17 protein-coding genes are annotated in these 17,707 nt (G+C 38.9%); 3 read left to right on the top strand and 14 right to left on the bottom strand.

Annotated features, from left to right (window positions below; all coding sequences use genetic code 11):
* Window positions 1-248: 248 nt before the first annotated feature.
* The 3 genes from QMA00_RS08160 to QMA00_RS08150 are packed head-to-tail and all read right to left on the bottom strand — an operon-like array spanning window position 249 to window position 3,582.
* Window positions 249-2,069, bottom strand: coding sequence for an AAA family ATPase (locus QMA00_RS08160; protein ID WP_128583086.1), 1,821 nt, complete (start codon window positions 2,067-2,069; stop codon window positions 249-251).
* Complete coding sequence (locus tag QMA00_RS08155) at window positions 2,066-2,521, bottom strand: ABC-three component system middle component 2 (RefSeq protein WP_128583087.1); 456 nt, start codon at window positions 2,519-2,521, stop codon at window positions 2,066-2,068. The genes QMA00_RS08160 and QMA00_RS08155 overlap by 4 nt, the downstream gene beginning before the upstream one ends.
* Window positions 2,509-3,582: an ABC-three component system protein gene (locus QMA00_RS08150; protein WP_193521951.1), complete on the bottom strand. Its 1,074-nt coding sequence runs from the start codon at window positions 3,580-3,582 to the stop codon at window positions 2,509-2,511. Before QMA00_RS08150 ends, QMA00_RS08155 begins: the two co-directional genes overlap by 13 nt.
* A 571-nt stretch (window positions 3,583-4,153) precedes the next feature.
* On the opposite strand from QMA00_RS08150, the gene QMA00_RS08145 reads away from it, so the two are divergent.
* On the top strand, window positions 4,154-4,741 hold the full coding sequence (locus QMA00_RS08145; protein ID WP_128583190.1) for a hypothetical protein: 588 nt from the start codon (window positions 4,154-4,156) through the stop codon (window positions 4,739-4,741).
* A gap of 86 nt (window positions 4,742-4,827) precedes the next feature.
* On the top strand, window positions 4,828-5,625 hold the full coding sequence (locus tag QMA00_RS08140; protein ID WP_290156752.1) for a hypothetical protein: 798 nt from the start codon (window positions 4,828-4,830) through the stop codon (window positions 5,623-5,625).
* Window positions 5,626-5,792: 167 nt separating this feature from the next.
* On the opposite strand, the gene QMA00_RS08135 is transcribed toward QMA00_RS08140, so the two are convergent.
* Genes QMA00_RS08135 through QMA00_RS08100 form a run of 8 tightly spaced genes read right to left on the bottom strand, consistent with a single transcriptional unit; the run spans window position 5,793 to window position 14,537 of the window.
* Window positions 5,793-6,125 (bottom strand): DUF6488 family protein, encoded by a 333-nt coding sequence (locus tag QMA00_RS08135; RefSeq protein WP_128583188.1) that lies wholly within the window; start codon window positions 6,123-6,125, stop codon window positions 5,793-5,795.
* Between the two features lie 41 nt (window positions 6,126-6,166).
* Window positions 6,167-6,691, bottom strand: coding sequence for a hypothetical protein (locus tag QMA00_RS08130; protein WP_128583187.1), 525 nt, complete (start codon window positions 6,689-6,691; stop codon window positions 6,167-6,169).
* A gap of 43 nt (window positions 6,692-6,734) precedes the next feature.
* Window positions 6,735-7,430, bottom strand: coding sequence for a HupE/UreJ family protein (locus QMA00_RS08125; protein WP_128583186.1), 696 nt, complete (start codon window positions 7,428-7,430; stop codon window positions 6,735-6,737).
* Window positions 7,420-10,563: a CusA/CzcA family heavy metal efflux RND transporter gene (locus QMA00_RS08120; protein ID WP_028834942.1), complete on the bottom strand. Its 3,144-nt coding sequence runs from the start codon at window positions 10,561-10,563 to the stop codon at window positions 7,420-7,422. The genes QMA00_RS08125 and QMA00_RS08120 overlap by 11 nt, the downstream gene beginning before the upstream one ends.
* A gap of 10 nt (window positions 10,564-10,573) precedes the next feature.
* Window positions 10,574-11,806 (bottom strand): HlyD family efflux transporter periplasmic adaptor subunit, encoded by a 1,233-nt coding sequence (locus QMA00_RS08115; RefSeq protein ID WP_193521952.1) that lies wholly within the window; start codon window positions 11,804-11,806, stop codon window positions 10,574-10,576.
* A gap of 16 nt (window positions 11,807-11,822) precedes the next feature.
* The gene (locus tag QMA00_RS08110; protein WP_128583183.1) at window positions 11,823-13,148 is read right to left on the bottom strand and encodes a TolC family protein; all 1,326 of its coding nucleotides are present in this window, start codon (window positions 13,146-13,148) and stop codon (window positions 11,823-11,825) included.
* A 13-nt stretch (window positions 13,149-13,161) separates the two neighbouring features.
* Window positions 13,162-14,136, bottom strand: coding sequence for a M56 family metallopeptidase (locus QMA00_RS08105; RefSeq protein ID WP_290156747.1), 975 nt, complete (start codon window positions 14,134-14,136; stop codon window positions 13,162-13,164).
* A 17-nt stretch (window positions 14,137-14,153) separates the two neighbouring features.
* Entirely contained in the window at window positions 14,154-14,537 is a 384-nt protein-coding gene (locus QMA00_RS08100; protein WP_028834938.1) for a BlaI/MecI/CopY family transcriptional regulator, read from the bottom strand.
* Window positions 14,538-14,621: 84 nt separating this feature from the next.
* Between QMA00_RS08100 and QMA00_RS08095 the strand changes: the two genes are divergently transcribed.
* The gene (locus tag QMA00_RS08095) at window positions 14,622-14,975 is read left to right on the top strand and encodes a DUF3147 family protein (RefSeq protein WP_028834937.1); all 354 of its coding nucleotides are present in this window, start codon (window positions 14,622-14,624) and stop codon (window positions 14,973-14,975) included.
* Window positions 14,976-15,194: 219 nt separating this feature from the next.
* On the opposite strand, the gene QMA00_RS08090 is transcribed toward QMA00_RS08095, so the two are convergent.
* The 3 genes from QMA00_RS08090 to QMA00_RS08080 all read right to left on the bottom strand — a co-directional run bounded on the left by QMA00_RS08090 (window position 15,195) and on the right by QMA00_RS08080 (window position 17,446).
* A complete protein-coding gene (locus QMA00_RS08090; RefSeq protein ID WP_193521953.1) occupies window positions 15,195-15,932 on the bottom strand; it encodes an HNH endonuclease family protein in 738 nt (245 codons plus the stop codon).
* Window positions 15,933-15,973: 41 nt separating this feature from the next.
* A complete protein-coding gene (dinB, locus tag QMA00_RS08085; RefSeq protein WP_128583181.1) occupies window positions 15,974-17,035 on the bottom strand; it encodes a DNA polymerase IV in 1,062 nt (353 codons plus the stop codon).
* 234 nt (window positions 17,036-17,269) lie between these two features.
* A complete protein-coding gene (locus QMA00_RS08080) occupies window positions 17,270-17,446 on the bottom strand; it encodes a hypothetical protein (RefSeq protein ID WP_175610042.1) in 177 nt (58 codons plus the stop codon).
* Window positions 17,447-17,707 lie beyond the last annotated feature (261 nt).

Below are 17,707 nucleotides of genomic sequence, written 5' to 3'. Positions count from 1 at the left end.
TACGACAGAATCGCTTGGTAATTAAGATACGACAAAGTCGCTTGGTGTTAACACAGCAACATGTAGTAGCTCATATTTGATCTTACAGCTTAGGAGAATTAGTTTAGACTTCACCTGACAAGCAGCTATGAATTTTCAAGAGACGGTCAAGCTAACTCATTTTTGGACAAAATGAGTTATGGTTGGAGTTCGCTTTGGATCGTAAAACACATTGATTGTATGGATACAGCGGATTTACGATCCTTAAATTATTCTACTGGAAAGAATCCATACCGACCAATTTCCTTGTTCTTAGAAAAGTGGTAGTAAGTCATCTTTCGTTTCAAATCTTCATCTGGCTCTTGGTTCTCAAACACGATTATTTGCTTATCTTTAAACGAATCACAAAGATCAATGTAGAAAGCAAAAATCATATCTTTTTGTAGTTGAACCTCATCATCATTCTCATCATTGTCACCCGCTCGATAAGTGGTCAAAGGAGAATCCAGAATTACAAAATTTGGATGGCGTTCAAACTTAGACAAGTATTCCATTAAGCCTAGTGAAAAAGCTGCATACGAAATTGCTCGGTATCCTTTACCAAAATGGGACCTTGGCTTGCCACTAATTACCAAATCCCTAGTTTTCATATCAAAAGTAACGTTTTCATGTCCGGGAAATGACCAACGCTGTAAGATTGCACTAATGTTCTTACACAAGGCTGTTAACTCGGTACTAAAATCAGGAAGTACATATTTTGCAGTTCTCTCTTCAAGCTGGACACGCAATTCACCTATTTCTTTCAATAAGCTTTCACGAGAATCCACTATGGCTCTTTGTTTCAAAAATTCATTCTTTTTACTATTTAATAGCCGAATAGCTACGTTATAGTCCTTAAATTTCGAAGATATATTCCCTTCGATAATTTCCGATAGCTCTTTAACTGCTGCTTCTTTTTGATCTATCTCTTTTGCAAGCATTTGATACTCATGCTTTAAATCCTCGATTGAATCAGTTAACCCTTTAACTTGAAATTTATTTTTATTAATTTCCGCCTTAGTGCTTTGCACTAATTGCTTTAGCTCTTTTACATCTTTTTCTTGTTCAAACTCTTGTCCGCAAGTAGGGCAATTGGCCATCTCGTATAGCTCAACAAAAGAAGCTGCTTCACTTCCTGCCTCTAACCTTTCCAAGTCAGAGTTATATTTCTCAATTAAAAGGCTAAACCTCCCCTGTAGTAGAAGGTTTTCTTTTTCTGCTTCACGTAATTTACTAAGATCACCCCTGAACTTGTTTCTATTAGAATCAAGTTCACTATTGGCTGCAACCAGAGCGGTTAGTTCGTCTTGAGCCTTAGATAACGATTCCTCTAACTCATTCAGTTCTGAGTCTAACTTTTCTGTTATGGACTTTACTTCTTCATGGTTAGTAAATTTCTTGGCAACATATTCCTCCAAAGCTTTGACACGCGATTCTACAGCTCCTTCTGTATCTTTTTGTTGTTTCAACTCTTTGACTTCTGAATCATCTACACCAGTGAGTAGAGTTTTAAGTAGTGATGTTTCTTGAGTATACTCTCGCTGGCCTTCACCCAGAGGTGAAGATTCGGTAATTATCCGTCCTTCATCGACCAAAAATAATTTACTCAGTACGCGCAATGTCAAAGAAGAGGTTTTTAAACTCTGTACACCTTTTACTAATACTTTGTCGTTTAAGCCCAATTTTCCGAGTATATGTGCCGATAGATTATTTTTTCCTTTGTGGCTTGGGCTTAAAACAATTGTTTCTGACTCTGTACCATCTGGCTCAACTTTAATTAGAGTAACTTTAGGTTTGGCAGTAGATACCTCCCTCCGAAGAATAAAGCTTTCATTTTCGTCAACTTGAATTTCTGCTTCAATGGTATTGTAGCCTTTAGCTTCGTCAATATTTTTAGGAGGCTCTTCACCACCAAAAATATACTGAAAACACTTGATGACATATGACTTACCAGTATCAGATGCACCAGCAACAACATTGAGTCCTTTATCAAAGCAAAGTTCAGCCTTCGGTTTGCCTTTTCCTGTTGCGGATATTCTTTTAATAATCATGCCGAACTCGATACTCCTTTTCTTAACTCCATTATTGGTATCTGGATAATCCAATTGTAATGCTCAGACAACCAACTTAATCGTTCCCAAATTTTGATGAAATAACTTGAATTTAAGCAGCTAACAAAGCTACTTGTATTTTCATTCGCACAAAAAGATTTTCCATTTTCATCATAGTGAACATCAATTAGCCCTTTTTTAATAAAAAACAAAAGCGACTTAGGTAGCAACTCTCTCCGTTGTGCAATTTCTGCCAAATGATTTGGGACAGCAGGATGAAGGTTTGATGGCCCATTAAATTCGCTTGAATACAATAGCGCGTAATCTAATAAGACCAATTCATCTATGTCGAATTTCTTCCCTTCCATACTCGAAAGTATCAGTGCGGCTCTAGTTGCCAATTCAACATCACTATTAAATATCTGAGGGACTTTAAGTTTTACTTGTTCCATTTTAAAGATCCTTTATTCACCAATTGGTGGCAAGCGCCTTTCTTGTCACGATTACTCATGTATAGATTTAATGGATGCGATGAAAATGAAACTTGTGTTACGTGATTCGAGATAGCCAAATATTTATCCCAGCCATTGTTGTGAACCATCAGGACGAGGCTAGAAATTGCTTCATAACAGTCTTCAAGCAAATTTTCGTATGTATCAGGAGGCATTGAGTCTCTGGAAAATTTTTCTAAGCTTTCTGCTGAATAGAAGTTTTTACGCGCACTTTTTAGTTCCATCAAAAACTCAGGAAAGGCTTCTAAATTATCAACAGAACTCACCTGAGATTCTATAGACTCAATTGCCTTTAATAACTCTTCAATATATTTCAATTCATTACTTTGAATATCATTTGGAGGTGTTGCAGGGGCTGGTCGATCAAACTCTAATGCTCCAAATCTTCTTATGTAATAAGGAGTATGATTTTTATGTAATTCGATAAGCCTCAACTGTGGAATTTGATCAAATATTGTAAAATCAACATCATGCTCAACAAATTTAAGAAAATCACCTTCTAGGCTTACACTCTTTGTCGTGGTGATTTTGTCTTTACACTTTTTATCCCAACCAGAAATGAGTTCTGCTTTCAGCTTTTTAGAATCTTTAAGGGCATTAAGGCTAATGCCATTTAAGCCACTTTTAGCAACAAAGTAATATTTTGCAGGCATAGAAAAATGCCCTTGATGTGAGTGGTGACAAAGCTTACCTATTTCTAAAAGAATATCTGTCAAATTCAATGATGAGCTGTAATATTTACACTGAAAATTTTCCCAACTTCCATCTGGAGTGTAAGCAATAACATCACGCCCCATATCACCAGCTCCTCCAACCCGATTGACTCGCAAATACTGTGTTTTCCAATAAGTTGCTAGTTCGCAAGTAAAATCTTCCCAATCGTCTTCGTCCATATGCAGTAATCGCTTTAATGGCGATATAACTTCACCAGTTAAAGCGGATACTGCCGACAATGGAGCATTTGCAATTTTTGGGGAGGGGATCTCGTTTTCTAGTTCCATCTATGTATAAATCATCCAAATTTATTTTTCTGCTTATTATCTTCCTATATTTTACTTAAAAAATATACCGTTATAGCAAGCAGAACGACTAAAGCTCATATTACCGTATTTCGTAGCGAATGGGGTCACGTAGCGAATGTAGCGAATGCAGCGAATGGGGTCAAATCTTGACTTCACATATTAAGAATCTTCAATGTCTGCTCATGGCACAGAGACGTCCTTCGGCTCTAGCTCATTTTTGTCCATTGACGAGTTATAAATATAACTCGTCTTTGCCCCTTTATGAGTTAACTCAAATACCCTATAGGTCGGCTTTGAGCGAGAAGCGGACACTGAGGTTTGCTAAATATCGTCGTTAATTGATTTGTTAAACTACTCTTTGCGCATATATTTATGGAAATGAGCGCTGCGCGCATATTGATTCACTTAACTTTACCTAAAAAATTTAGAAAACTTAGTGATAGTAATACCTTAGGTAATTTGTTAAAACATATATAAAGTATATAAATGAGCGTGGACTCGGCAGGAATATGCGAGATGAGCGCACTATTAAATTGCAAGGAGGTAATGTATGTCATTTTCAGACATGATGAATGATCAATTATTGTTGCGTAAACAAAGTGGTAAAGTCGTAGAAGGTATAAAATCAGCTGTAACCCCTAATGTAATAATAACTGAGCGTTATGATGTACCAATTGAATCGGGTGACCTCTTAGTCCGTAAACTTCCTAGTGGGCTTGAGGAAACTTTTAAAATTATAGATCCCGGCTTTTATCAAGGCATGAGTGGATTATCCTCTGGGTACAAAATTTCTTACAAGAAACTAGGAATTCCTGAAGCTGAAGCCGCAATTAAAAATATAACTTATAATTTTCATGGTCATAATGCTCGCGTAAATAATAACTCAACGGATAACTCTAATAACGTTGTAAATATAAATAATGAATTATCTGAAAGTGTTGAGGCTTTAAAGGCTGAAATAAACCGCCTTGAATTATCGGCCGAAGAGAAATCTGAAGCAATAGAGGTCGTTAGCGCAATAGAAGAACAGTGTAAAAATGAACGTCCAAGTAAGGTTGTTGTAAGCGCACTGATTAAGTCTTTGCCAACAGCAGCATCCATAGCTTCAATTGGCTCCCTTATTGTTTCGTTACTCTAAAGCCAGCAGTAATTACAATTTAACAAACGCATATTGTCGGATTGGTTTTCCGCTGCGCACCAAACCAACCGCAATTGAGGTTTTCGATGAATCATACATTTATAGATAGATATTTTGAGAGCCAGCGTACATTGTTAGGGCTTGAATCAATCGATAAGCATGATGTAAATAGCTTGTTCACGTACTTGAACAACCTGCATTCAACAGCAGATAAGCTCAAAGAGTTATTTGATTGCAATATCAAAGACTTTCCTGAATTTAAGCTATTAAGAATTATTAGAAACTACTTTCATCATGTGGGTGATGTAGACGATGTTCGAATGCTAGTTTCTATAGAGGAAAATGTATATTTTGATCGTGTGCAACATTTAATCATTCCATTTGAAACTTTCGCAAAAAGTGTTAAGTCGTTTATCGATAATGCAATGGTGCCAGAAAGTAATAGGCAGTATGAGAAAAAGTTAAACTTTGTGAAAAAAGAGATGGCTTCAATTTCTGGATGCTATTCGTACAATGAAGACCTTCTAAATAATATGAAGATATTTTGTAACAAGCCTTCACTAAAACTTGATGGTGAGGTCTATGAACTTGGGTGCGATCTATTCAGGTTTATCTTTAACGTTACAAACTTGATTGCTGAAAAATGCCAAAAAATAGATGAATTAGCATGCAAACCTATCATCAAAGAGCTAGGTAATGAATTCTCAGTATCAAACAACATTAATCAAATAGATATGTATTGCACACCAAACAAAGTTCCAATAACTACGACTCAAGGAATGGTTTACGCAAAGAAAGTCGAACTAGTAAATGAAAAAACGCTCACAAAAGCCGTGGGGCGGACTCAATACACTCGCCTTTTATTGCGGCGGCTCAATGTCTGAGATTGGCACTGAGCCGAACTTCGGCAAAGAGCGATAAGCAGACGGTCGGTTAAACTCGTTTTTGGACAGAAATGAGTTAAAGCCGACCAGTGGTTCTATGCCAAAAGCGGACTTGGTACAAAACAAAGGCACCTCTTGCTTCTATCAAAAGGTGCCTTCTTATTTTGTTAAAAGTCGTTTTTATCTTTAACCGATATAACTTGACCGTTTTTTGCAATTTGGAAGTAAAGCTTATCTTCGTTGCTAGCATTAGATGCACTAACTACATAGAAATTGTCTTCAACGCTAGCAATCGAAAGTTGCGACTTATCAATATTTTTCCATGACTCATCTAACTTACCGACTTCAAAACCAGCGCCTTTAAACGTCATTTTTTGAATATGTGTTGCAGCGATGATAACAGCTTTCTGACCGCTGATGACACCATGATCTCCATGTGCCTGTACATTACTAGTTAGCAAGGCACCACAAAGCGCAACGATTGATATTAGTTTGTTCATTTTAGTCTCCATTTGGTATGAAATTCGTAAAGTTAAATTCGTTATTGTTTAAGGCCAATAACTTCGTATTGCCCTTTAACCAGTAGCTGTACTGACACTGGTTTATCTGATTTGTTTTTCCAGTACCAACCATGAGAGCCTGCAAATGGGGTGGTATAACTGCCTTTCATTTCATTAGTTGTAGCAATAGCATAGCTTTCAAAATATCCCGTTGTGTCACCTTCAGGCTCACCATGTAAATCGAAGTACAATGGAGCACCATCGGTTAACCATTCATAAGTCATTTTTTCATGCTGCTTCATATAAAATTTATATTCGATGCCGCGTCCCGCAGGGACTGTCACTTCTATTGTTTGAAACTCATCCGTGCCTTTAGTTGTCTCTAATGACGTTGTTTCCATTTCAGCCGCTTGTGCAAGTGCTGTTAAACCTAACTTGTTGCCAATACCTGTCGGATCGATGTTGTACTCTGCTGGTAAGATAAAGGTAACCAGTGCAATAGCCGCGACAACGACTGCTGAAATACTCGCTTTAACGAGTGTTTTGGTACTAACTGTATGTTGCATAAAATTCTCTTTTATTTCTGTATTTCTATAAGTTAAAAATCGATTAAATAGTAAAGTAACCAGTAAGTTGTAAGCCCATCAACATCACACCAGCACTCATTAGTGCAGTATTCGTGACTGTCGAAAAATGTTGAAATGACGGCAGTTTTCTCCATGCATTTATCATGATCAAAATAAGTGCGAGCGCAGCAAATTGACCAAGTTCAACACCTAAGTTAAAGGCAATCAGGTTGGTAATAAGACCTTCATCAGCTAGGCTAAATTCTTGTAATTTGGTAGCTAAACCAAAGCCATGAAATAGACCAAAAATCAGCACCGCCCATTGGGTATTAGGCTGCCAATTAAAACAACGCTTAAAGCCACCTAGATTATCGAAGCCCTTGTAAATTACGGAAAAACCGATAATGGCATCAATTAAATAAGCGTTGACCTGTATGTCACTTAACACACCAAATAACAGAGTTGTACTATGTCCAATAGTAAACATGGTGACGTACAACAGTACGTCACGGCTACGATATAAAAAGAAGATAACACCCACTAAAAACAATAAGTGGTCATATCCCGTTATCATATGTTTAGCGCCTATGTATAGGAATGGAATAAACTGAACACCTGTATTCTGTTCCAAAAACGCTCTGGTTTTATCATCAACACCGTGAGCAAAGGCTTCAATGCTAACAAGTGCCAGCAACGCAACTGCCAAATAGGTTAACGCTTTAATCATATTATTTGGCATCTTGAGACTCCAATACTTCAACATCAGTCAAAATAGACTCCTTTTCTTTGTGTAAAATTCTGTATAAGGCAGGAATGACAAACAGAGTCAAAATCGTTGACGAAATAATGCCACCAATGACTACTGTTGCGAGAGGTCGCTGAACCTCTGAGCCAATCCCTGTATTTAAAGCCATCGGAATAAAACCTAATGATGCGACCAAGGCGGTTGTTAATACAGGGCGAAGTCGAGTAAGTGCACCGTCAAATATTGCTTTATCAAGTGCCAATCCATTTTTACGTAACTCTCTAATGAACGACACCATAACCAGTCCATTTAGAATTGCTATGCCCGATAAGGCAATAAAACCAACGGCTGCCGAAATTGAGAACGGAATATCACGTAACAATAGAGCAGCTATACCACCTGTTAATGCTAATGGAACACCTGTGAAGATGATCATTGCATCTTTAAATGAGCTAAGCGCTAGTATCAACAATCCGACAATCATAATTAAGGTGACTGGTACAACAATACTCAGTCGCTCAGAAGCGGATTGCAGTTTTTGGTAGGTGCCGCCATATTCCACCCAGTAACCAGCCGGAATTTCAACACTTTCATTAATTGCAGTTTGGATATCCGCAACAAAACTTCCTAAATCTCTTCCGCGAACATTGGCAGTAACCACAACCCTACGCTTACCATTTTCGCGGTTAATTTGGTTAGCACCAGATACAAGCTCAATTTCAACAAGTTCTTGCAGTGGCACTGAATGACCGTCAGCCAACATAATCGGTAAATAAGGAAGTTCATCAATATTATTTCGTTTTGATTCTGCTAGGCGTACTACAATATCAGAGCGCACATCGCCTTGATAAAACTTACCTGCGACAGTACCACCCATCGCAGTTGCCACTTGAGATTGCACTTGGCTAATACTAATACCAAACTGCATCAATTTTTCACGCTTTGGTACTAAGTTAAGCAGTGGTAATCCCGTTGTTTGCTCGACTTGAATGTCTGCAATGTTATCAACTTGCGAAATAGCACCTTCTATCTCATCACCTAATGCGGTTAAAGTTTCAAAATCATCACCAAATACTTTAATGGCAAGCTCGGCTCTAACCCCAGCTAATAGCTCATTAAAACGCATTTGAATGGGCTGTAAGAACTCATAGCGGTTGCCCGGAATCGGCTCAACAAGTGCGGCCAATTCTTCTACGATTTGTGCTTTAGTTTTGTCTGGATTAGGCCATAATTCACGAGGCTTTAAGATAATAAAGTTATCTGCAACACTTGGTGGAACCGCATCGGTTGCCACATCTGCCGTGCCTATCTTAGCAAAGACACGTTCAACTTCTGGCATTTGCTTAATTTTATCTTCTAACGATTCCTGAAGTGCTACAGCCTGAGATAGTGACGTACCGGGAATACGTAAGGCGTGCATGGCAATATCACCTTCATCCAGATTAGGCGCAAATTCACTACCTAACTTAGTCGCTTGATAGCCAGAAAATATAACTAAAAGTGATGCCGCAATTATCACTAACCAACGTGCTTTCAATACCCATTTCAAAGCAGGTTTATAAAGGACCGCAGCGCCACGAATAAGTGGACTGTGCTTTTCTTTTACTGGCTTTTTAAATAGTAAGGCAACCATTGCTGGTACGAAGGTTACCGAAAGCAACATAGCACTCAGTAATGCAATAACTACAGTGATCGCCATTGGATGGAACATCTTTCCTTCTACGCCTTCAAGAGCGAAGATAGGCAGATAAACTACGGTGATAATAAATACACCAAATAATGCGGGACGTATCACTTCTCTTGTTGCTTCGAACACTAACTCTAAGCGTTCTTTTAGCGATAACGGGTTATTTCCAGCCTGACTTAGCCTGCGGAGACAATTTTCTACGATAATAATGGCACCATCGACTAACAAACCAAAATCTAACGCCCCCAAACTCATCAAGTTTGCACTCACCCTTGTATGCACCATACCTGTTACTGTCATCAACATGGCAAATGGGATCACTAATGCGGTTAAAAATGCAGCCCTGAAATTGCCTAGTAGTACAAAGAGCACAACAATAACCAAAATGGCCCCTTCAATTAGGTTGAGCTGTACGGTTTTTAAGGTTTTATCAACTAATTTAGTGCGGTCATAAACAGCGGTTGCGACAATCCCTTCTGGTAAAGTGGCGTTAATTTCTTTGAGCTTTTCTCCCACGGCATGGGCAACGGTGCGGCTGTTTTCGCCAATAAGCATGAACACCGTACTCATCACCACTTCACGACCATTTTGTGTAGCAGCACCAGTTCTTAGCCCTTTACCGTTTTCAATATCGGCTACGTCTTTTATATAAATTGATGAACCATCAAGCGACTTAAGCGGAATATTACCAATGGCAGTCATATCAGTAACCTGACCGGGCAGCCTTAATAACCACTGTGCGCCATTTTGCTCTATAAAGCCTGCGCCTTGATTTTGATTGTTTTGTGCGATGGCATTAACCACATCGGCTTGTGATAGTCCAAAAGCAAGTAGCTTTTCAGGTTTAAAGGCGACTAAAACCTCCCGTTCAAATCCGCCTATAGGGTTCACCTCTACAACACCGGGTACACGCATTAACTGTGGTCTTATGGTCCAGTCATGTACGGTTCGTAAATCCATTGGTGTAATAGGCGTGCCATCAGCATGTGTTGCATCAGGCTCAGCATCAACCGTGAACATAAAGATTTCACCAAGACCTGTAGCTATTGGCCCAAGTTGAGGCTCTAAGCTTTGAGGCAACTCAGCTCGTGCCGCAGACAAACGTTCATTGACTAGCTGACGGGCAAAATAGATATCCGTATCATCGCTAAATATCGCTACCACTTGCGATAAACCGTAGCGAGAAACCGAACGCGTATAGGTTAAGCCCGGTAAACCTGATAACGCAGTTTCTAACGGAAAGGTTACTCTTTGCTCAACTTCCAAAGGTGTAAAACCAGCCGCCTCAGTATTGATCATTACTTGAACATTGGTGATATCTGGTACAGCATCAATGGGTAGTTTGGTAAAGTTCCAGATACCAAGCCCTGAAACAGCAAGTACCATCACCATCACAAGGAATTTGCGCTTTATTGAAAAGCGTAAAATTGATTCCAACATTTATACGCTCCTAATGATCATGTGATGCGCCAGACTTTTCAATGTCGGCTTTTAAGATGTAGCTATTATCAGTCACGTATTCTGTACCTGTTTTTAATCCACCTAGAACTTCAATCCATTCACCTCCGGCTCTTCCAAGCTCAAGCATACGGACTTCGTATTGTTTACCGACTTTGGCATAGACAACGGTGAAATCTCTAAAACTTTGCAAACCAACACGCTTAACAGCAAGCGGCACATCGATTGTTGCTACTTCAATATTTGCTTTAACGAAGTTTCCTTCTGCAAGTTCAGCATCTGCTAATTCAACCCAAACCATTCTTGCTTGATCATCTCTCACGCTTGGCTCAATAAATGACACCTCACCTACAAGGGGGTTCTCATGACCTTCAATGTTTAACGTAACTGGCGTTTCCAGTTTAACCTTGGAATAATCCGAAGGATAAACCGCTAATTTGGCAATATGGCGATTAAAATTGGTAATGGTGAGTAAGGTTTTACCATTGGTTTGCTCACCCGCGTTTGCGAATAACTGGGTAATAACACCATTAATGGGCGCTTTAATAACGTAGGGCTTAAGACTTTCATTACTTTCTACTGTGAATAGCGTTTGCCCTTTTTTAACGATTTCACCGAAATTGACGTGTAATTTGGTGATTTCACCATCAAAACGCGCTGCAATGTTTCGCTTAGCGCCCACAGGTAAACTTAATTTTCCATAAGCAGGAATGGTTTGATGAATTGTCGCAGGGCCTGCAATTTCAGTGTTGATTTCCATTGCATCGGCAACTGCCTGTTCAATTGTGGTGCGACCCTCGAAGTTGTCATATCGCCAATTGTACTTTTTACCCTGATAAGTTGCTTCAATGGCAACGACAAAAGAGTGAGGCTCATAAATCACCATATCACCGCGAAGAAAGTCACCTTGGGCATTGAAGTTAATATCATCAGTGCCATCGCCTAGACGGATTAACTTTACGTTTAAACTAACTTTCGCTGGGTCAATAGGTTGCCCTTCATTTGTTGCCCAAACACGAAATTCTGGCGGCACGCCTGTTTCAAAAATAGAGAGTTCAATTGCAAAATCACCTTCTCGTAACATGCGCCCACGGTGTGGACCTTTCTCTGGTTCAGCTTGCTCAGCCGCAGGTGATGATGCCGCAACAGCATTAGGTGCGACGACGCCTGTTAATGAGATAAGTATCGCCAAACTCAATGACGACAGGATATTTTTATTTTTCATAAGTTTGCTCACGGTTCTACTCGCTATCACTAACGGACACGCCAGTTAGGCGTTGAATTTCAATATGTTGTAAGTGCAAAGATTGATAAGAATCAAGTAACTGATTTTGGGCGCTGAGTAGCTCTCTACGGATATCACTCCACTGGTTGTAGCTAAGTTTGCCGATATCAAATGCCTGACTTGCTTCAGTCAATGCGGTTTCTAGTACAGGAATAATTTCAGCTTGAATCGTTTCAATGACATGGTGGGAATGCGCCATTTCTTGCAATAGCACATAAAGCTGTGCATCAAGTTTCTGCATTAACGCTTGTTGCTGACTTGCCAGAACATCTTGTTTTGCGCGTAAGGCAGCTATTGTTCCTGCATTTCTATTTTCACTTCCCCAAGGAATAGAGACACCCGCCACTAAACCAAAATCATTGGTCGTTTCATATCGTCTTAGTCCAGCAGTGAATTGCCACTGAGGTTTGGCTTCAATACGTGCGAGTTCCATTTGAGACTGGGCGATACGTTGTTCATTAGCAAACTGCTGTATTTGCGGGATTTGCTTAAGCTTGTTTAGTTGGCTTTCTACAGATGGAATTTCCGGCTTAAGCATTAAATTCCCCGTTAACTTAAGCTCTGCCTGAGGCTTACCCCATAAGGATGACAGTTGATAATGGCTGGCTTTTAATTCGTGCTCTAAATCTTCGACAGCGAGATTTCTTCGAATTAGCTCAGCTTGAGCCAAGCGCATTTCAACAGTAGAACTTTTGCCTGCTTTTACTCTTTTGGCAATAGCGTCAACCACTTCCTGTGCCTGAGATACCGCTAATTGATTGAGTTTCAGGCGCTCTTGTTTTATCAAGATTTCAACAAACTGCTTAGCAACAATCGCAGATAAATCGAGGGCTTTTATTTTTTGCTCGACTATTACTGCACTTGCTTGGCTTTTTGCCGCATTAACTCTGCCATCAATTTGATCTTGTTGAAGCAACCAAGAGTAGGTGAGCGTTGATTGCATACTTTTTAATGCACTATGCTCACCAGTCCCTAACGCATCTTCAATCATTAAACCTATTTGAGGACGCTCTCCAATTCCAGCTTGCTCGATATTACCTTGCCACAAGGCTTCTTGAGCTATCAAGGCTTTTAATTCAGGATGACTTTGTAGAGTCATGGTCACAGCCTTGCTTAAATTTATAACCTGATGTGATGACTGTGATTGCTGCTGGATTTGCGCATTAGCCAAAAAGGGAGTTGATGTTACTAAACCAGCCCCCGTTGTTAAAAATAGACCAACAGCCAAAAACCGATTGCCGGTCGGTTTTTTTCTGTTGCTTTTATAAAGATTAAATCTCATTCCATATCCTTAATTAATGGATGAAAAAAGTTTCGATAAAGTGATGAAAACTATCGACAGTGGATGCCGCTAGTACTGGCATAGTTGCCAATAATGCTAGAGTAATGATGAAAGTAGTAAGTGACGGTTTATTAATTGGATTTAATAAACCTTCAACACGAAGACTCGTGTAATCATGTCCGAAGTAGCTAACAGACGCCTGATCGCAATCCGTAGGAAGTGCTTTTTGAAGTCTAGCGACATCAATTAATGTCTGTGCGATATCATGGTGGTCGTATTCTTTTGTGACCTCATTGTCGGCCATCTTTTCCGTCATTAAGACATATTGCTCGATTAGGGTTTGTTTTATACGTGACGGATAGAAGCTGGCAAGTGCCGTGAAAAGCACTTTAAATAACGGGTCTCTTGCCGTTACATGAGCCAGTTCATGATTAACGATGATATTAAGTTGTTCATCGCTAACTTGGGTTTGTAGTCCGGTTGATACATATATCTTGGGAGATATAAAACCTGTAGTAAAGGCAACAGGCACTTTAACAGGCATCAATAAATATTGATTGCCATTAGTCGTCCTAGCATCTTGTGCATCAGTAAAGCTTAGTAAACTCGATAATGCGATGGACTGTTTGGTTCTAGCAAAGGTAGTCTTAGTTACGCGCCAAGCTAAATAGATTAGTGCTAAAAGTAAGGTTAACGCGTGCCAACTTGAAAAGCTAAAAATATCGATATGGTGCCAATGGGCAAAATCTTCGAACCAGCTTATGTTAAAAACTTTATCAAACCCTAACGAGTAAGGCATAAAGTAACTAATACAAGAAAAGGCTATCCACCAAGGTGCACTCACTAGTGACCACAATATAAACTTTTGACTATTAAAACTGACTTGTTCGAGTCTGAACAACACAAAACGAGATACGACAGCAACAGTTGCAATACCTATCACAAATGCAAGCACTGAAACACTGAGCAAATTTAGAACGATTGCCATATCTCCAACTAACATAATTAAGCCCGCTCCTTTCTAAGCTGGCGTTGTTTCTCGATCATTTTTTCTAATGTATCGAGTTGTTCGTCATTAAGCTGTGCCGAAGCAGAACTGAACGCAGCAATTAAGCTATTTTCACCATCATCAACAAAGTCACTGGTTACATTTGAAATAAGTTGAGCAATTAAGCCTTCACGATCTACTCTGGCTGAATAACAATACGCATGGCCTTGTTTAGTGCGTTTAAGTAATTCTTTTTTAAATAACCTATCAAGCGTACTTTGGATAGTATTTAACGAATTACCACGAGCTAACCCCAGTACTTTATGTACTTGCTTTGCATCCGCTTCTTTCACATTCCAGAAATGTTGAAGCACTAACTTTTCTAGTTCACCTAACTGCATAACACTTTACTCTATTTAATTCGTTGGCTATATTGTCACAACAAAAACCGATAGGCAATCGGTTTTTTCATTTAAGGACATTATATGGGTTGGCTAATAACTAAGTATTTGATCACCGCTACGGTCATTGTCGCGGCATCAGAGCTAGCAAAACGAAATGATAAACTAGGCGCACTAATAGTGGCCTTACCGACAGTCACAATTTTAGCCATGATTTGGTTATATGTTGAAAAGCAGCCGTCAGAGAAAATAGCCAATCACGCTTGGTACACCTTTTGGTATGTACTTCCCACATTGCCCATGTTTTTACTTTTCCCCATGCTGATGCAGCGCTACAGTTTTTGGCTATCGTTACTCATCAGCTCATTAATAACTGTAATTTGCTTTTGGCTGTTTTCTTTATTGCTGAAGCAGTTTGGAATAGATTTGCTTCCTTGAGGTTAACAGCAAGGTCCGTTGTTCGCCCCACAGCTGCCATTAGAGTATTTACGTTAACGCGTAATGGGGCAAAAGCTTCTTAGAGTTATTGTATTAGTCGATAGTGATACTCATTAAAATTAGTAACAAGTTCGACTTTTAATGGCTGTATGAAAATACTTATATCTGTATTAGTCCAAAAAATCGCATGTATAATTAAATTTTTTATACCTATTATACTTATCCACAATAGCTTTTCTTAAGGCTTGATATTTTGTCTGCTTCGAGTTTGGATAAATTTAATTCGTAAGTTTTATAAACTCGTTGAAATCTTAAAATATACTGACATTGATTTTTAGGCGGTAACCACTCGTCAGGTCCCTTATCACCTTTGCTTCTATTTAAACTAGACTCAACACTTAATAAGTTAGCAGGATCATTAGCAAACTTTATACGTTTTTCATTTGTCCATTTATTAGCACCATGTTTCCACGCCCAAGATAAGGGAACAACATGATCGATATCTATTTCTGAGGCTTTAAAAATTGTATTCCCTGTAAAGGGGGATATCCATTTACCTGATTCAACTTTGCACATTCTGTTCGATTTAAACCTAACCTCTACTAATGATTGAGAAATTAAAGCTTCCATTCTAGAGTTTTGACAATCACCATCTTCATCAGCCCAGCCATTACCAAACTTGTTTCTTGAATATTCGGATCTATCTGCTAATTGCTGAGGTATCTTGTCAGGAATCGCTTGTTTACTCCCAGAAGGTTTTCCTTGCCTTTTAGGTAGCCTACCGCCTGATTCAAGGCAGGACTTTATCGAATTAAATGAATGAAAATTTTTAGTACGAGCATAATAAGGAGTATTTTCGTCGTGACAGATACCACTCTTTGATTTTTTGACTATTGATGCATCAATGTCATTTGAAAACAGAAAAGCGAAAAAAATAAACAACAAATAACGCTTCATATTACTCCCTAATCAAATAATGAAAAATATAAGGTTTAGTATTACTCAAACCCCAGTCCAAGCTGCAAGCTACGTTCTTCGGGTTCTTGTAACCCGATATGAATACCAAGCAATCTCACAGGCTTTCCCTTCCCCCTGACTATTGCTTCCGATAACAGTACGTTCAATAAATCTAAGCTAATTTCACTAGCTTTCTGCTCTTTTGTAGTTTGTTGGAAGTCGCTAAATTTAACCTTTACCCCAAGCTTATTCATAAAACGAGTCTCAAGGTACTTTGATGAACGACGCTTTAACTCAGGTAATAACTTATCAACTATTATCGCTTCAAGTTCACTTTGTGAACTAATATCGAACTCAAAAGTTCTCTCAACCCCAACAGACTTCCTTATACGGGTTACTTCGACTTCTCTATCATCTTTCCCATGACTACGATTCCATAATACGTGACCATATTTCCCAAAATTACTCGCTAAGAAGCTTTCATCAGAGCGCCTTATATCACCACAGGTTTCAAATCCAAGAGCCTTAAGCTTTTCAAAAGTTACTTTGCCCACACCGGGAATCTTTTTTAATGGTAGTGTCTCTAGAAACTCCCATACCTGATCTGGTTTTATTGTACATTGGCCGTTTGGCTTGTTTAGGTCAGAAGCTACTTTAGCGACGAATTTAAGCGGTGCAATCCCTGCGGAAGCAGTTAAGCCTGTAGCTTTTAGTATCTCATCCCTAATCTCTTGAGCAATCAAGGTAGCAGAACCTTGGTGAAGTGAGGAGTCGGATAAATCTAAGTAGGCTTCATCAAGTGACAATGGCTCTATTTTATCTGTGTACTTTTCAAAGATGCCATGAATGATTTGGCTGGTCTCTTTGTACACTTCCATTCTTCCGGGAACTACAACCAGACCGGGACACTTTTTAAGAGCTAACCCAGTTGGCATTGCCGAACTAATACCATACTGCCTTGCAATATAATTACAGGTAGAAAGAACCCCTCGACGATCAGATTTACCTCCAACAGCAACTGGCTTATTAGCTAATGATGGATTGTCTCTTATTTCAATTGAGACATAGTATGCATCCATATCAATGTGAGCGATTTTTCTCATTAGTACTATGTAAAAACTGTCAATATTGACAATGTATTATTTGGAGTATCAGTTTCAATCATATCCAAGCCCTTTATTTCCCTTCGATAAACAGGCTGTCATCTAATTTTGTCAAGGTGTTGACAAGTTAGATAAGATATCTATATGAATAAACTTTTTCATCACACAATAACAACTGTTTATTTATACAGCCATTATTGTGGAATCACTTTTAATTAGCAAGCATGTTATTGCTTAAAAAGAGCGTTTACTTTTCTTTGGCTTATTAAAACAATACATCCAAAATAAAATTTCTAAAGAAAAGCCTAATAAAATCAAAACAATTGCCCCAGCCTCATTACCCATAGCGTAACAAGTAAACGACGCTATAAAAACGGTGCATACCAATAACCAATTAATTATATTCTGCATAGTTATCTCCTTGTGTGTTAATAGTTACTATAGCCATGAATTTAAAGAGGTACAATTTTTACTCAAGGGTTTTTATTTAGCACTGTTGATCTTTCAAGATTATAGTTTGTTCAATCTGGGGCGGTTTACTCGCGGCGCGAGGTTTGTAGTCTAGTGGCCTAAGTAAAAATGGGGCAAAGCTTCCGCGTCCTGCTTATGTCCCTTACTTACATCCACGAAGGCAACACAGAGTAAATACCCCCTAGTTATAATTCCCTTGAG

Source organism: Pseudoalteromonas sp. APC 3694, assembly GCF_030407565.1.
GTDB classification, from domain to species: domain Bacteria; phylum Pseudomonadota; class Gammaproteobacteria; order Enterobacterales; family Alteromonadaceae; genus Pseudoalteromonas; species Pseudoalteromonas tetraodonis.
Note: the sequence above shows the minus strand (reverse complement) of the source record. Positions and strands in the feature narration are given on the sequence as shown.

Excerpts from the sequence above, each read along its gene's own strand:
- QMA00_RS08160 (WP_128583086.1), bottom strand. The coding sequence starts at position 2,069 with ATGATTATTAAAAGAATATCCGCAACAGGAAAAGGCAAACCGAAGGCT.
- QMA00_RS08155 (WP_128583087.1), bottom strand. The coding sequence starts at position 2,521 with ATGGAACAAGTAAAACTTAAAGTCCCTCAGATATTTAATAGTGATGTT.
- QMA00_RS08150 (WP_193521951.1), bottom strand. The coding sequence starts at position 3,582 with ATGGAACTAGAAAACGAGATCCCCTCCCCAAAAATTGCAAATGCTCCA.
- QMA00_RS08145 (WP_128583190.1), top strand. The coding sequence starts at position 4,154 with ATGTCATTTTCAGACATGATGAATGATCAATTATTGTTGCGTAAACAA.
- QMA00_RS08140 (WP_290156752.1), top strand. The coding sequence starts at position 4,828 with ATGAATCATACATTTATAGATAGATATTTTGAGAGCCAGCGTACATTG.
- QMA00_RS08135 (WP_128583188.1), bottom strand. The coding sequence starts at position 6,125 with ATGAACAAACTAATATCAATCGTTGCGCTTTGTGGTGCCTTGCTAACT.
- QMA00_RS08130 (WP_128583187.1), bottom strand. The coding sequence starts at position 6,691 with ATGCAACATACAGTTAGTACCAAAACACTCGTTAAAGCGAGTATTTCA.
- QMA00_RS08125 (WP_128583186.1), bottom strand. The coding sequence starts at position 7,430 with ATGCCAAATAATATGATTAAAGCGTTAACCTATTTGGCAGTTGCGTTG.
- QMA00_RS08120 (WP_028834942.1), bottom strand. The coding sequence starts at position 10,563 with ATGTTGGAATCAATTTTACGCTTTTCAATAAAGCGCAAATTCCTTGTG.
- QMA00_RS08115 (WP_193521952.1), bottom strand. The coding sequence starts at position 11,806 with ATGAAAAATAAAAATATCCTGTCGTCATTGAGTTTGGCGATACTTATC.
- QMA00_RS08110 (WP_128583183.1), bottom strand. The coding sequence starts at position 13,148 with ATGAGATTTAATCTTTATAAAAGCAACAGAAAAAAACCGACCGGCAAT.
- QMA00_RS08105 (WP_290156747.1), bottom strand. The coding sequence starts at position 14,136 with ATGGCAATCGTTCTAAATTTGCTCAGTGTTTCAGTGCTTGCATTTGTG.
- QMA00_RS08100 (WP_028834938.1), bottom strand. The coding sequence starts at position 14,537 with ATGCAGTTAGGTGAACTAGAAAAGTTAGTGCTTCAACATTTCTGGAAT.
- QMA00_RS08095 (WP_028834937.1), top strand. The coding sequence starts at position 14,622 with ATGGGTTGGCTAATAACTAAGTATTTGATCACCGCTACGGTCATTGTC.
- QMA00_RS08090 (WP_193521953.1), bottom strand. The coding sequence starts at position 15,932 with ATGAAGCGTTATTTGTTGTTTATTTTTTTCGCTTTTCTGTTTTCAAAT.
- dinB (WP_128583181.1), bottom strand. The coding sequence starts at position 17,035 with ATGAGAAAAATCGCTCACATTGATATGGATGCATACTATGTCTCAATT.
- QMA00_RS08080 (WP_175610042.1), bottom strand. The coding sequence starts at position 17,446 with ATGCAGAATATAATTAATTGGTTATTGGTATGCACCGTTTTTATAGCG.